Annotated in this window: 16 protein-coding genes; 13 read left to right on the top strand and 3 right to left on the bottom strand. The window is 55.6% G+C overall.

What is annotated here, in order from left to right:
* The first annotated feature begins 88 nt into the window (after nucleotides 1-88).
* The 13 genes from trpS to N9C89_RS03520 all read left to right on the top strand — a co-directional run bounded on the left by trpS (nucleotide 89) and on the right by N9C89_RS03520 (nucleotide 11,615).
* Nucleotides 89-1,135, top strand: coding sequence for a tryptophan--tRNA ligase (trpS, locus tag N9C89_RS03580; protein WP_263952467.1), 1,047 nt, complete (start codon nucleotides 89-91; stop codon nucleotides 1,133-1,135).
* A 93-nt stretch (nucleotides 1,136-1,228) separates the two neighbouring features.
* Nucleotides 1,229-1,744 carry a VOC family protein gene (locus N9C89_RS03575; protein WP_263952466.1) on the top strand — a complete coding sequence of 172 codons (516 nt, stop codon included), beginning with the start codon at nucleotides 1,229-1,231 and terminating at the stop codon, nucleotides 1,742-1,744.
* 189 nt (nucleotides 1,745-1,933) lie between these two features.
* Complete coding sequence (locus tag N9C89_RS03570; protein ID WP_263952465.1) at nucleotides 1,934-2,806, top strand: branched-chain amino acid aminotransferase; 873 nt, start codon at nucleotides 1,934-1,936, stop codon at nucleotides 2,804-2,806.
* 79 nt (nucleotides 2,807-2,885) lie between these two features.
* Nucleotides 2,886-3,341 carry a universal stress protein gene (locus N9C89_RS03565; protein WP_263952464.1) on the top strand — a complete coding sequence of 152 codons (456 nt, stop codon included), beginning with the start codon at nucleotides 2,886-2,888 and terminating at the stop codon, nucleotides 3,339-3,341.
* Between the two features lie 74 nt (nucleotides 3,342-3,415).
* Nucleotides 3,416-3,979 (top strand): NifU family protein, encoded by a 564-nt coding sequence (locus N9C89_RS03560; protein ID WP_263952463.1) that lies wholly within the window; start codon nucleotides 3,416-3,418, stop codon nucleotides 3,977-3,979.
* A complete protein-coding gene (gene tsaB, locus N9C89_RS03555; protein ID WP_263952462.1) occupies nucleotides 3,969-4,595 on the top strand; it encodes a tRNA (adenosine(37)-N6)-threonylcarbamoyltransferase complex dimerization subunit type 1 TsaB in 627 nt (208 codons plus the stop codon). The genes N9C89_RS03560 and tsaB overlap by 11 nt, the downstream gene beginning before the upstream one ends.
* Nucleotides 4,588-5,031, top strand: coding sequence for a GNAT family N-acetyltransferase (locus N9C89_RS03550; protein WP_263952461.1), 444 nt, complete (start codon nucleotides 4,588-4,590; stop codon nucleotides 5,029-5,031). The genes tsaB and N9C89_RS03550 overlap by 8 nt, the downstream gene beginning before the upstream one ends.
* A 182-nt stretch (nucleotides 5,032-5,213) precedes the next feature.
* Entirely contained in the window at nucleotides 5,214-6,203 is a 990-nt protein-coding gene (locus N9C89_RS03545) for a BMP family lipoprotein (protein WP_263952460.1), read from the top strand.
* Between the two features lie 6 nt (nucleotides 6,204-6,209).
* Nucleotides 6,210-7,793, top strand: a complete 1,584-nt coding sequence (locus N9C89_RS03540) for an ABC transporter ATP-binding protein (RefSeq protein ID WP_263952459.1) — start codon at nucleotides 6,210-6,212, stop codon at nucleotides 7,791-7,793.
* A complete protein-coding gene (locus tag N9C89_RS03535; protein ID WP_263952458.1) occupies nucleotides 7,790-8,887 on the top strand; it encodes an ABC transporter permease in 1,098 nt (365 codons plus the stop codon). The genes N9C89_RS03540 and N9C89_RS03535 overlap by 4 nt, the downstream gene beginning before the upstream one ends.
* Nucleotides 8,888-8,890: 3 nt before the next feature.
* On the top strand, nucleotides 8,891-9,853 hold the full coding sequence (locus N9C89_RS03530; protein ID WP_263952457.1) for an ABC transporter permease: 963 nt from the start codon (nucleotides 8,891-8,893) through the stop codon (nucleotides 9,851-9,853).
* An 80-nt stretch (nucleotides 9,854-9,933) separates the two neighbouring features.
* A complete protein-coding gene (locus N9C89_RS03525) occupies nucleotides 9,934-10,851 on the top strand; it encodes a sulfite exporter TauE/SafE family protein (RefSeq protein ID WP_263952456.1) in 918 nt (305 codons plus the stop codon).
* Entirely contained in the window at nucleotides 10,851-11,615 is a 765-nt protein-coding gene (locus N9C89_RS03520) for a TIGR02186 family protein (protein WP_263952455.1), read from the top strand. Before N9C89_RS03525 ends, N9C89_RS03520 begins: the two co-directional genes overlap by 1 nt.
* A 6-nt stretch (nucleotides 11,616-11,621) precedes the next feature.
* Here the strand turns inward: N9C89_RS03520 and N9C89_RS03515 are convergent, their stop codons facing one another.
* The 3 genes from N9C89_RS03515 to N9C89_RS03505 all read right to left on the bottom strand — a co-directional run bounded on the left by N9C89_RS03515 (nucleotide 11,622) and on the right by N9C89_RS03505 (nucleotide 14,164).
* Nucleotides 11,622-12,347, bottom strand: a complete 726-nt coding sequence (locus N9C89_RS03515) for an SDR family oxidoreductase (protein ID WP_263952454.1) — start codon at nucleotides 12,345-12,347, stop codon at nucleotides 11,622-11,624.
* Nucleotides 12,344-13,882, bottom strand: a complete 1,539-nt coding sequence (locus tag N9C89_RS03510) for an ATP-dependent DNA helicase (RefSeq protein WP_263952453.1) — start codon at nucleotides 13,880-13,882, stop codon at nucleotides 12,344-12,346. The genes N9C89_RS03515 and N9C89_RS03510 overlap by 4 nt, the downstream gene beginning before the upstream one ends.
* Nucleotides 13,883-13,960: 78 nt before the next feature.
* Nucleotides 13,961-14,164 carry a hypothetical protein gene (locus tag N9C89_RS03505; RefSeq protein ID WP_263952452.1) on the bottom strand — a complete coding sequence of 68 codons (204 nt, stop codon included), beginning with the start codon at nucleotides 14,162-14,164 and terminating at the stop codon, nucleotides 13,961-13,963.
* Between the last annotated feature and the right edge of the window lie 59 nt (nucleotides 14,165-14,223).

Below are 14,223 nucleotides of genomic sequence, written 5' to 3'. Positions count from 1 at the left end.
TCTACGCACGACACCTCTGCGACGGTTGACGCGCACCTGCGCCATGGGTAAGCGACATGAGCACATAAATCCAGACGGAGTATTCACCATGACCGAGGTGGTCCAAACACCCTCGCAGCCCGGCACTCAATTTGCGCCGCGCGTCTTTTCCGGAATCCAGCCAACAGGCGGCCTGACTCTTGGCAACTATCTCGGGGCGATGAAACGCTTTGTCGATATGCAAGACAGCGGCGTAGAAACGCTCTACTGCATGGTGGATATGCATGCGATCACCATGCCGCAAGACCCAGATAACCTGCGCCGTGCCACACGCGAATTGGCGGCGGGCTATCTTGCATCCGGTCTTGATCCGAAAAAGTCGATCCTCTTCAACCAAAGTCAGGTTCCAGAGCACGCCCAACTTGGCTGGATCTTTAACTGCGTTGCGCGGATGGGCTGGCTCAACCGCATGACACAGTTCAAAGACAAAGCTGGCAAAAACCGCGAGAATGCTTCTGCTGGTCTGTTCACCTATCCGAGCCTGATGGCAGCGGATATTCTCGTTTACCACGCAACGCACGTTCCCGTGGGCGAGGACCAGAAACAGCATATTGAGCTCACGCGCGATATCGCCGCAAAATTCAACCATGACTACGGGGTGGATTTCTTCCCCATCACCGAACCCGTGATTGAGGGCGCAGCCACCCGCGTTATGAGCCTGCGCGATGGCAGCAAAAAGATGTCGAAGTCTGATCCGTCTGATGCCAGCCGCATCAACCTGACCGACGATGCCGACACAATCGCGCTCAAAATCCGCAAAGCCAAAACCGACCCAGACGCGCTGCCAAGCGAGGTCGAGGGGCTTGAGGGTCGTTTAGAGGCGCGCAACCTTGTCAACATCTATGCGGCACTAGACGACAGCACTCCAGAGGCCGTGTTGAAAGAGGTTGGCGGCAAGGTATTCTCGGAATTCAAACCAATGCTTTCAGAGCTGGCCGTGGCCAAGCTCTCGCCGATTTCCGGCGAAATGGCGCGCTTGATGGAAGACACAGCCGAGATTGACAAGATCCTTGGCGAAGGCGCTGCAAAGGCACGTAAGATTGCCTCGCCAATCCTTGACAAAGCGTATGACATTGTCGGTTTTGTCCGCAGCTAAGTGCTTGTGAAAAAATGAACAGAACCTGCGCGTCGCCGTGGGTTTTGTTCGAATTTACTGTGCGTATAGTCTTTCCAAGCAAAAGGAAACGCTATGACACAGTCCTCTCAAAAAGAGCCCACCTCCATCCACCCCCAAACGCGCATTGGGCACGTTCATCTGCGTGTCAGTGACCTTGAACGCGCGATCGGCTTTTATTCCGGCGTTCTCGGGTTCGAAATAACGATGCGTTATGGATCAGGCGCGGCCTTTCTCGCAGCGGGCGGATATCACCATCACATCGGGCTGAACACGTGGGAAAGCCTTGGTGCAACGCCCCCTCCACCAGGGCACACCGGCCTCTATCACACAGCATTCCTCTATCCGACACGCGCTGACCTAGCCGATGCGCTGCGCCGCGTTTATGCTGCCGGATATACCCTAACTGGGGCAGCCGATCACGGGGTGAGCGAAGCGCTTTATCTGGACGACCCAGACAAGAACGGTGTTGAGCTTTATTGGGATAAACCCGAAGCCGATTGGCCCCGCGACACCGACGGGAATATTGCCATGGTGAACACCCGCCTCGACCTCGAAGATCTGTTGAGGGAGCCAGCCCCGCAACCATGAAAACCCATGTCATGAAACTGATTCAGAATCAGCGCATCTTAGGACACGTAGGCGCGCTCCAATTCCTGCTGTCCCGCTAGCCTCCGCGACCTACAAGCGCCTCTGGTTTCCCCACCAGAGGCGCTTCGCATTCTCACTCGACCTTTCTGGTGCGCTTATTTAGGCTCTGCATGTCAAAAGGAGAGTCGCATGGCTGTTGGGAAAAATATTCACACTTATCACAATGGTGCTTGGCACAAAGGCGACCTGCCGATCATGAACGCGGCCGACCACGGAAGCTGGCTCGGCACAACGGTTTTTGACGGTGCTCGGTTCTGGAAAGGTATGGCACCGGACCTTGATTTGCACTGTCAGCGCGTGAACGCTAGCGCCGAAGCGCTCATGATCACGCCAACTGTTTCTGCCGAAGAAATGGAAGAGCTGATCTGGGATGGGCTTGCAACATACGACGATGAGGCTGCGGTCTATATCCGCCCGATGTATTGGGCAATCAACGGCGATCAATCTGCTATCGTTCCCACTTCGGATTCAACCGGCTTTGCCATTTGCCTCGAAGAAATCCCGATGGCGCCTGACAATGCTGTCACAACCCTGACAACTACGCGGTTTCGCCGCCCTGTGCTTGATAGCTCGGTGGTGAATGCCAAGGCAGGATGCCTCTATCCAAACAACGCGCGGATGCTCGCCGAAGCCCGAGCCAAAGGGTTTGGCAATGCGCTCGTCTGTGATGCCCTCGGCAATGTCGCCGAAACAGCGTCGGCCAATGTGTTCATGGTCAAAGACGGGGTGCTTAAAACACCTATCGCGAACGGCACCTTCCTTTCTGGTATTACCCGCGCCCGCCACATCAAGAATGCCCAAGCCGACGGTATCGAAGTCCAGGAAACTGTGCTGCAATTGGATGATTTCCACGAGGCTGACGAGGTCTTCCTCACGGGCAACATGAACAAGATCACCCCTGTCAGTGCATTTGACGACACCCAGTACCAGACAGGACCGATTACAAAACGGTTGAAGCAACTGTACTGGGACTGGGCACGCAGCCTGCCCAAGCGCGGATAACGCCAGAGAAGTCTTGCAAAAATAAAGGATTGCGTCGCAATCACCAAGCCGCCACTATCGCGGCACAAGGAGGATACCTATGCGCAAGTTTCTTGTCGTTTTGGACGACAGCCGAGAATGCCTGAACGCTATGCGGTTCGCGGCCATGCGAGCGGCGCACACGGGGGGCGGCGTTGAAATTCTATCGATTATTCCGCCAGACGAGTTCAACCACTGGATTGGCGTTGCGGATATCATGCGTGCTGAAGCGCGTGAACGGATTGAGGTGCACTACGAAGTATTCGCCAAGTGGATGCGCGACCGCCAGAATGTTGACCCGAGCCTTGTCATTCGGGAAGGTGAAGCGATTCAGGAAATCCTTGCGCACATCAAGGAGAACCCAGAAATTGGCGTGCTTGTCCTTGGTGCAGGAACCAGCAAACACGGCCCCGGCCCTCTTGTTTCTGCGCTTTCAAACACTTCGGGCTCTCTCCCGATCCCTGTCACTATTGTGCCCGGCGATCTGACCAAGGAGCAGCTTGAGGCGATCACTTGATTGCAGTTTAGAATGGTTCTAATCCTTGACACTTCCTCGCCCAAAGCGCATATCTAGCGCAAACGGAGGCGACCATGTTTATCCAAACCGAATCCACGCCAAACCCGGCGACCCTCAAATTCCTGCCTGGCCAGACTGTTCTTGAAGCGGGAACAGCAGACTTCCCTTCGGGCGAAGCTGCGGCCAAATCTCCGCTTGCGCAGCGCATCTTCGCTGTTGGCGGCGTAACTGGCGTGTTCCTCGGCACTGATTTTGTGACCGTAACCAAAGGTGATGCCACCGAATGGGACCATATCAAGCCAGCCATCCTTGGCGCGATTATGGAGCATTATCAATCCGGTGCACCGATCCTGAACGATGACGCCGCACCCGCAACCGGCCATGCCGAGCATACCGGCGAAGACGGCGAGATTGTGGACCAGATCAAAGAGCTTCTGGATACACGTGTGCGCCCAGCTGTTGCGCAAGACGGTGGCGACATTACCTTCCACGGTTTTGATCGCGGCATCGTATATCTGCATATGCAAGGCGCATGCGCGGGTTGCCCCTCTTCGACACTGACGTTGAAAATGGGCATCGAAAACCTGCTGCGTCACTACATTCCAGAAGTGCTGGAGGTGCGCCCCGTTGCCGCCTAAGCCGCTGGTACTGGGATTTGATACATCGGCCGCGCATTGCGCGGCCGCTTTGCTTGCGGGCGATGAGGTTTTGGGCGAAACGCTCGTTCCGATGAAAAAGGGACAGGCGGAATCACTGCTCCCCATCCTCGAAGATTTACTTGCCGCCCACGACGTAAGTTGGGCCGATCTCGCGGCCATCGGCGTCGGCACCGGTCCGGGTAACTTTACCGGAATCCGCGTTTCTGTCTCTGCCGCGCGCGGGCTTGCTTTGGCACTTGGCATTCCGGCGGTTGGCGTGACGACACTCGAGGCACAGACCGAAGGCTTTAAAAAACCGGTGTTTTCGGCAATCGAAGCCCGACGCGACCATGTTTATCTACAGGAAATCGGCACCGCTTCCGACGTGCTCCAACCACTGGTCACCGATGTGAAAGCCATTACCGGAGAGCAAACCGTCATCGGTGCGGAGCATCTTGGCTTTACCGCGCCGAAATTCCAAATCGCCGAGGCGATCGCGCGCATTGCCGCACGCCGCTTTGAAAGCCAACCATCCGATACGCGCCCTGCCCCGTTTTATGTGCGCAAGGCGGATGCGGCTCCCGCAAAAGATACGCCTCCGGTGCTTCTTGACTGATCCTTCAGCCATAGACTGGGATGCTGGCCGTCTTGCCGCTCTACATGCCCGTTGTTTTACCGTTCCGCGCCCGTGGCGAGCGGAAGAGTTTGACGAACTCCTTGCCACACGCGGCTGTTTCCTCGCCCCCCATGAGCACGGTTTTGCGCTTGGTCGGGTGATCGCCGATGAAGCCGAATTGCTCACCCTCGCCGTTTCTCCTGATATGCGCCGGAGAGGATATGGCAACGACCTGCTATGCGTATATGAAAGCCGCGCAGCACAACTTGGCGCCGCAGAATCATTTCTTGAGGTCGCAGAAACTAACCTAGGGGCAATCGCGCTCTATCGCGCCAACGGCTATATCGAATCCGGCAGAAGGCGCCACTACTACGCGGTTCAGGGCGGCAATTCCCTAGATGCCCTTATAATGCGCAAACAGATTGGCAACGGCTAAACACCTGAATTTCCCTTATTTTGCGGCATTCCGTCGAAAAATATGACCGGTTGGTAAAAATTCTATTGACCAAATCGCTGGACTCCCCCCTAAATTGCCGATGATCTTCTTGTGATCTGCTCAGAACAAAGGGTAACGTCGTTTATGGAATGACGCCCTATAACAACAACTGGGAGAGTATTATGACCCTCATGAAAACCATTCTCGGCGCGACAGCGACGCTTGCCCTTTCGGCTGGCGCTGTATTGGCCGACCCTGCGATCGTTTTTGATCTCGGCGGTAAATTCGACAAATCCTTCAACGAAGCGGCCTACAATGGCGCCGAGCGTTGGGCCAGCGAGACAGGTGGCTCTTACGACGAATTCGAACTCTCCGCTGACGCTCAGCGCGAGCAGGTTCTTCGCCGTTTTGCCGAAGGCGGCAACAACCCAATCGTCATGGCAGGCTTCTCTTTTGCATCCGCACTTGAGACCGTTGCAGCCGATTTCCCTGACACAAAATTTGTCATCATCGACATGGTTGTAGACGCTCCAAACGTGCGCTCCATCGTGTTTGACGAGCACACAGGCTCTTACCTTGTGGGCGTTATGGCTGCGATGGCCAGCGAATCCGGCACAGTTTCCTTTGTTGGTGGTATGGATATCCCGCTCATCTCGAAATTCGCATGTGGTTATGCGCAAGGTGTTAAAGACACCAATCCTGACGCCAACGTCATCGTTAACATGACAGGTACAACACCGTCAGCATGGAACGACCCAGTGAAGGGCAGCGAACTTACACGCGGCCAGATCAGCCAAGGTTCTGATGTTGTCTTCGCAGCGGCTGGCGGCACAGGCCTCGGCGTGCTTCAAACAGCTAAAGACGAAGGCATCCTCGCGATTGGTGTGGACAGCAACCAAAACCACCTTCAGCCTGGTTCGGTTCTGACATCCATGGTTAAGCGCGTAGACAACGCCGTTTACGAAAGCTTCACAGCCGGAGAAGGCGTTGAGCCTGGTTTCGCAGCCATGGGCCTTGCAAACGAAGGCGTTGGCCCAGCATTTGACGACAGCAATGCTCCACTCGTTACTGACGAGATGAAAGCGGCTGTTGAAGAAGCAAAAGCCAAAATCATCGCAGGTGACATCGTAGTCCACGACTACATGTCCGACGAATCCTGCCCGTCCCTGTAATTCAGGATGGCTACGGCAACAGAAACAGGGCGGCAGGAGACTGCCGCCCTCGCCTCCCCCGCTCCGGCAATCGAATTGCGTGGAATTTCCAAAGCGTTCGGACCGGTTCAAGCTAACAAGGATATCTCGATCCGCGTCGAAAAAGGCACGGTACACGGGATTATCGGTGAGAACGGCGCCGGTAAATCGACGCTCATGTCGATCCTCTACGGCTTTTACAAAGCCGATGCGGGCGAGATTTTTATCGGAGGTAAGGAAACGCTTATCCCCGACAGCCAAGCCGCGATCAGCGCAGGCATTGGTATGGTGTTCCAGCACTTTAAACTGGTCGAAAATTTTACGGTCCTCGAGAATGTAGTCCTCGGCGCGGAAGAAGGCTTCCGCCTCACGCCAAGCCTGCGGAAGGCGCGCAAGCTGTTGACGGAACTTGCGGCAGAGTACGAGCTTAACGTTGATCCGGATGCCTTGATCGAAGACCTATCTGTGGGCCATCGTCAGCGTGTCGAGATCCTGAAAGCGCTCTATCGCAAGGCCGATATCCTCATTCTGGACGAGCCCACCGGCGTTTTGACACCGGCAGAGGCCGATCACCTCTTCCGTATTCTTGAGGGGCTACGGGATGCTGGAAAAACCATCATCCTCATTACACACAAGCTGCGCGAAATCATGGACATCACCGACACGGTGAGCGTGATGCGCCGCGGCGAGATGACCGCAACAGTCAAAACATCAGAGACCAGCCCCGAGCACCTCGCGGAGCTCATGGTCGGGCGCAAAGTGCTGCTGCGCGTTGATAAGAAACCTGCCCAGCTCGGCAAAGAAATCCTCAAGGTCGAAAACCTCCGAGTTGTCGATGAGCAAGGTGTCGAGCGCCTCAAAGGTATCGGCTTTAACATCCGCGCAGGTGAAATCCTTGGGATCGCTGGCGTGTCGGGCAACGGACAATCCGAATTGCTTGAGGTACTGGGCGGTTACGCGGAAGCGACGGGGAAAGTCTCGCTCCACGGCGAGGAGCTTGACCTTTCAGGTGCGGAATCCGACGCGCAATCGCGCCGTTTGAAAGGTATCGCGCATGTGCCGGAGGATCGCCACGAAGAGGGGCTTATCCTCAACTTCCATGCGTGGGAGAACATGGTTTTTGGCTACCAGAACGACCCGAAATATAACAAGAACAAGATTTTGATGGATAACAAAGCCATCTGGGACGAGACCCAAGCCAAAATGGACCGTTTCGACGTGCGTCCGCCCAATCCCCGCCTCAACGCGGCGAATTTCTCGGGCGGGAACCAACAAAAGATTGTTCTGGCCCGTGAGATCGAACGGAATCCCGAGCTGCTCCTTATCGGACAGCCGACCCGCGGCGTGGATATCGGCGCCATCGAATTTATTCACCAACAAATCGTCGAACTCCGCGATCAGGGGAAAGCAATCCTCTTGGTGAGCGTGGAACTTGAAGAAGTGTTGTCTCTGGCGGATCGCATCGTGGTTATGTTTGACGGTCAGATCATGGGCGAGCGCCTGTCTTCTGAAACAGATGAACGTGAACTGGGCATGCTCATGGCCGGTATGAAACAGGGAGCAGACGCATGAAGAAGATGCCGCGTTGGGCAGATGTAGCCCTGATCCCGATCCTGAACCTGTTAATTGCGTTTATCATTTCCGGCCTCGTATTGCTGGCAATCGGTAAAGACCCGTGGGCCGCGCTTGGCACCATGATCGATGGATCTTTTGGAAGCAGCCGCGGCGTGGGCTACACGCTCTATTACACAACCAACTTCATCTTCACGGGCCTCGCCATGGGCATCGCGAGCCACGCGCGGATGTTCAACATCGGCGGGGAAGGACAAGCCGCGCTTGGCGGTCTTGGCGTTGCGCTGATCCTTCTGGCTGTGCCATGGCCCCATTGGACGCTCGCACTTCCCGCAGCGATCCTGTTTGGCGGCTTGTTCGGCGCTGCGTGGGCCTTTATTCCAGCGTATCTCCAAGCCAAACGCGGCAGCCACATCGTGATTACCACGATCATGTTCAACTTCATTGCGGCTTCTTTGATGGGGTACCTGCTGACGGGCGTTCTCAAGGTGCCGGGCAAAATGGCTGCAGAGACGGCAAAGTTCCCCGAAGGCGCGCATCTGCCGACGTTCCATGAAATGCTGGCCCCCTTTGGAATTGAATTCTCCAAACACGCTCCAGCCAACCTCAGCTTTCTTGTGGCGCTTCTCTGCCTCTATGTGTTCTGGATTTTGGTCTGGCGCACGCGGCTTGGCTATAACATCCGCGCATTTGGCGAGTCTGAATCCGCGGCGGTTTATGCAGGTATCAATCCGGCAAAGATCATCATCATCACGATGCTGATTTCCGGTGCGTTTGCTGGCCTGATGGCGATCAACAATGTGATGGGCGAGGCCGAGCGTCTAATTCACAACGCGGTTGAAGGCGCGGGCTTTATCGGAATTGCGGTTGCGCTAATGGGGCGGAACCATCCGATAGGTATTTTCCTCGCCGCACTCCTCTTTGGGTTCCTGTGGCAGGGTGGTGCCGAGCTTCAGTTCGAGCACCAGATTCCGCGCGAGATGGTCACCGTAATTCAGGCTCTTGTGATCCTGCTTACTGGTGCGCTCGACAATATGGTGCGCCGTCCGGTCGAGAAGCTGTTCATTATGCGTTACAAAGCGAAGGGACTCTGAGCCATGGATTTCATGACGCTTATCGCCATTTTCGACAGTACCCTGCGCTACGCAACTCCGCTTCTGCTGGCTTGTCTTGCGGGCCTCTATTCTGAGCGCGCTGGCGTTGTAGATATCGGCCTCGAAGGCAAAATGCTCGGCGCGGCTTTCGTAACCGGTGGCGTAGCATATGTGACCGGATCGATCTGGCTCGGTCTGCTTGCAGGAACCGCTGCTTCAATCGCGCTATCGCTGATCCACGGGGTTGCCTCAATCACCTACCACGGGGATCAGTTGATCTCCGGCGTTGCGATTAACTTCCTCGCTGCGGGTCTTTCGATTGTGATCGCATCGGCGTGGTTCGGCCTTGGCGGACGTACACCAAGCCTTCCACCCGAAGCGCGTTTTCAGAACATCAACCTGCCGCTGGCGGACACGCTTCAAAATGTACCGATCTTAGGCCCGATCTACTCCGAACTCATCTCGGGTCATACGATCCTCGTTTACGTCGCGCTGCTTGCCGTTCCGGTCACGTGGGCCGTCTTGTTCCGCACACGCTTTGGTTTGCGCCTTCGGGCTGCGGGCGAAAATCCGGGAGCGGTTGATACAGCTGGGGTTTCCGTTGTTCGGTTGCGCTATTACGCGATTCTGATTGCGGGTCTGCTCTGCGGGCTTGCGGGGGCGTATCTTGCCGATTTTGCCGCGAACTTCGTAAAGGATATGACAGCGGGTCGAGGCTTTATCGCGCTTGCCGCGCTTATCTTTGCCAAGTGGCGTCCGTGGCAAGCAATGGGAACATGCCTCCTCTTTGGCTTCCTGTCTGCCGCTGCACCCTATCTTGAAAACAAGAGCTTTATGGGTATCGAAGTCGCGTCGCAGTTCATTGATGCGCTGCCCTATATCCTGACGGTCATCATCCTCGCAGGGTTCGTTGGCAAGGCAATTCCGCCACGCGCAGGTGGCCAGCCCTATGTGAAAGAACAATAATCGACTCTTTTCTCGATTGTGGGCTTCAAATTTCAGTCAATCACGGCTTATAAGGGCCGTGATTATCACAGGACTCGCCCATGCAGATATACCTTCCTATTGCCGAGGTATCGGTAAACGCTTTCCTCCTCTTAGGGCTTGGCGGTTTGGTTGGTATTTTATCGGGTATGTTTGGTGTTGGCGGCGGCTTCTTGATGACGCCGCTTTTGTTTTTCATCGGCATCCCTCCAGCAGTGGCCGTGGCAACCGAGGCAAACCAGATTGTCGCTTCGTCTTTCTCTGGTGTTCTGGCACATTTCAAAAGACGAACGGTCGATTTCAGGATGGGCGGCGTCTTACTTGTCGGCGGCCTAATTGGCGCTGCGCTCGGCGTTCAGCTCTTTAATGCGCTCAAAGAGATCGGGCAGGTCGATCTGCTTGTTACGCTTTCGTATGTCGTCTTCCTCGGGATAATCGGCGGGCTGATGTTTATCGAAAGCCTGCGCGCGCTGATGCGCTCAAAGAAGCCTGGTGCAGTACCGAAGCGGCGCAAACACAATTGGGTTCACAACCTGCCGTTCAAGATGAAGTTCCGCACTTCGGGCCTTTATATCAGTGTCATTCCCCCCATTATGGTTGGTGTACTGGTTGGTATTCTGGCGGCGATCATGGGCGTTGGTGGCGGGTTCATCATGGTTCCTGCGATGATCTATATTCTCGGTATGCCGACCAAGGTTGTTGTGGGCACATCGCTTTTCCAGATCATTTTCGTTACCGCATTCACAACACTGCTTCACGCGACGACCAACCAAACAGTTGATATGGCGCTGGCGGTTCTACTGCTTATCGGTGGTGTAATTGGCGCGCAGATCGGAACGCGCATCGGCCTGAAACTCAAGGCCGAGCAACTGCGCATTCTTCTCGCGGTTCTTGTGCTTGCGGTCTGTGGCAAGCTGGCGCTTGATCTTCTGTTGCAACCCAGCGAGCTATATTCGCTTGGCACGGGTGGAGGTCACTGATGCGCTTTCTTCTGCTCCTCCCCCTCCTGCTGTTGTCTACGCTTGCCGCGAAGGGCGAAGAGGTTGTTGCCGGACTTTCGCAAAATCGTGTTGCGATCACTGCGAATTTCGACGGTTCCGAGATTCTGATTTTCGGCGCTGTCAAACGCATTGCCCCTCCGCCTGAAGGTGATCCGCTCGACGTGATCATCACGGTTTCTGGTCCGATGTCGCCGGTTATGGTGCGCCGCAAGGACAAGCGTGTCGGCATTTGGGTCAACACTGACGCGGTCGAAGTTGACGCCGCTCCAAGTTTCTATGCCGTCGCTTCGACCCGCCCGTTAGACGACATTCTCACCAACACAGAAGACCTGCGCCACAAAGTGAGCATTGAGAATGTAATCCGCTCAGTCGGTGCACCCGCAACAATTACGGATTCTGAGAACTTTACCGAAGCACTCATCCGTATCCGCGAAGACAAGGGCCTCTACCAAACGCTTGAGAACGGTGTTGAGCTATCCGAGGACACGTTGTTTCGCACCTCGATCGCCCTCCCCGCCAACCTAACCGAGGGGGACTATAACGCCCGTTTTCTCTTGGTACGTGGGGGCAGCGTTGTGGGTGAATATGTAACCGAATTAGACGTGAGCAAGGTCGGACTTGAACGCTGGCTCTTTAATCTCGCCCATGAAATGCCGCTGGTTTACGGCATCCTGTCGCTGTTTATCGCGATTGTTGCGGGCTGGGGCGCGAGTGCGTTCTTCCGCCGGTATCTCAACTCCTAAACCGCGTTATCCCCGCCCGACAAATGGCATATTCGTGGCCATCACGGTCATGTTGAGTATGTTGGCCGACAACGGCAGTTCGGCCATATGCAATACAGCTTCGGCTACGTGATCCGAACTCATCACTGGCTCTGGCGCGATACTCCCATCAGCCTGCGGTACGCCTGCCGACATGGACTCGGTCATGGCACTTGCTGCGTTTCCGATGTCAATTTGCCCACAAGCGATCTGAAACGGACGCCCGTCGAGCGCCAGCGTTTTCGTCAAGCCAGTTACCGCATGTTTCGTAGCTGTATAGCCAACGGTTTGTGGTCTTGGTGTATGCGCCGAAATCGAGCCGTTGTTGATAATTCTTCCACCTGTCGGATCTTGCGTACGCATCCGCGTGAAAGCAGCGCGCGCAGCGAGGAACATCCCCGTCAAATTCACGTCCACGGTATGGCGCCACTCGGCCACCGTGATCTCGTCAATCAAAGCCTGCTTTCCAAACGTACCCGCGTTGTTGAAAAGAGCATCAAGTGGCCTGTCAAACGCCGCGAAAGCCCGCTCAATGGAGCCTTCATCGGTAACATCACATGGCAATACAACGGCCCGTTCATGTCCGTCCGCAAGCGCTTCTAGCTTGTCTTTGTTGCGCGCCAAAAGGCCAACGCGCCATCCCTTTTCTAGGAACAGCCGTGCCGTTGCCGCGCCCAAGCCACCGCTCGCACCGGTTATGATAATAGACTTCATGCTTGGTTCTCCTCATTCTCTAGCGTGAGCGAAAGCGGCGCTGGCGTCGCCCGCAAATCATCCGTCACCAGCGGGCCAGATGGCCGCGCAAGACGGTTGCGCACAACCCAATGCAGCCGCTTCTCAGCCCGCGTAATCGCCACATAGGCAAGCCGTTTCCACAGGGGATGCCCTGCCTCGATCCGCCCCATGCGCGCTGCTGCATACAAATCCGGCGCAAAGACCTGCACCTGCTCCCACTGCGATCCCTGCGCCTTGTGAATCGTAACCGCCGCGCCGTGCAAAAACGCCGCCCCCATGCGCGCGGCATAGGGGATAAACGGCTCTTCCTCGTCTGGGAATTCGATCTTCACAATCGAAGCCGCACTCACTTGCGGGTCTTCCGCGCCAATTACATGCAGTCGTGAAAACCCCGGCTTCTTTCCCGGACCAAGATACACAACCTGCGCGCCCTTGATCAGCCCGCGCGCCTCAAGATCAATCCGTTTCTTACGGTGTTTGACCGGCAACTCAATCCCGTCGCAAATCAGCGGCTCACCTGGCAATAACGCATCCGCTGGCGCACCAAAGGCCCCTCTAAATGCCTGAATAAGCCGTACACGCGTTGCGTTCCGCCAAACCAAAACCGGCGAACGCGCCATCAAATCGCTTTCGACCCGTTGAGCCATAACAACGCGATCATCCTTGCGCGCGGCCTCCTCGACCATGCGCTCGAACCCCTCGAACGTCAGCTCCGGATCACCCAAAGCATGTGCCAAATCAAGGATCGGATTATCCTGTGTTTGGCGGTGCACGCGCGAAAGCGTCTTGACTTGCGGCTCTTTCAGCTTGTCGAAAACCATCGTTCCAGATTGACCCACGGGTGCCAACTGCGCAGGATCGCCAAACAAGACCAGCGTTGGAAAAATCTCTTTCAAATCTTCGAACTGCTTGTCATCAAGCATCGAGGACTCATCAATAAAGCCGATATCCAGCTCATCATCCCGACGGCTCCATCCGGTAATGAAATCCGAGCCACGCAGCCCCGCAGCCGCAAGCGCACCTGGAATGGACTTGTGAATCTGGTAAAACGCATAAGCCCGATCAAGCGCTTCGTCGGTCAGCCCTTCGATTTCGGGCCTCTCTGAATCACCCGCCAACCATTGCGCAATCTTCTCGTATTCCGGATCGTAAACCGGCGTATACAGAATGCGGTGGATCGTGGTGGCCGGCACGCCGCGGTTACGCAAAACACTCGCGGCTTTGTTGGTTGGCGCGAGAATTGCGAGGGTACGGCGGGTTTTGCGGCTCTTGCTTTCATAGTCGCCGGAAACGACCTCTACGCCCGCGTCCTCTAGCGCCTTATACAGCTGCGCCAGAAGCAGGGTTTTTCCTGAACCGGCCTTGCCGATTACCGCAAGAACCTTTTGCTTTCCGCCACTTAGCGGCGTGATCATTGCTTCATCAAGATCAACACCTGCCCCGCGCAAAAGCTCGGTGACGGCATCGTAAGCTTCGGCCTGATCATCCGAAAAAGTAACTGCGGGTACGTTCATAACGCGACCATATAGCGGCCCTTTTGTAAGGACCAGCAACATTATCACAAGAGCGAAGCCGAAAGCGCGAGCAAGCGCCTAGTGGTCTCGCATTTCTTTTACCACCCGCTTGCGAGCATCATAGCTGTCCTTGATCTCCGCCCCCACGGCAGAAATCTGCGACAGTTCCAACGCAGCATGTAATTTCGTTTCTTCCAAATTCTCCGCAAGAATAGGCAGCCTGTTGCGCTCGGCGAATGTCTTTAAGTCATTCAGCACGCACAAAACCCAGTCATGTGTCATTTCAGATCCCCCACGATCGACACGATTGCCCCACACAACCAGTGCGAGAATTTTAGTCT

The sequence above is a fragment of the Halocynthiibacter sp. SDUM655004 genome (assembly GCF_026015885.1).
Lineage (GTDB): Bacteria > Pseudomonadota > Alphaproteobacteria > Rhodobacterales > Rhodobacteraceae > Falsihalocynthiibacter > Falsihalocynthiibacter halioticoli.
The sequence above is the reverse complement of the archived record's forward strand: the minus strand, read 5'-3'. Positions and strand labels throughout refer to the sequence as shown.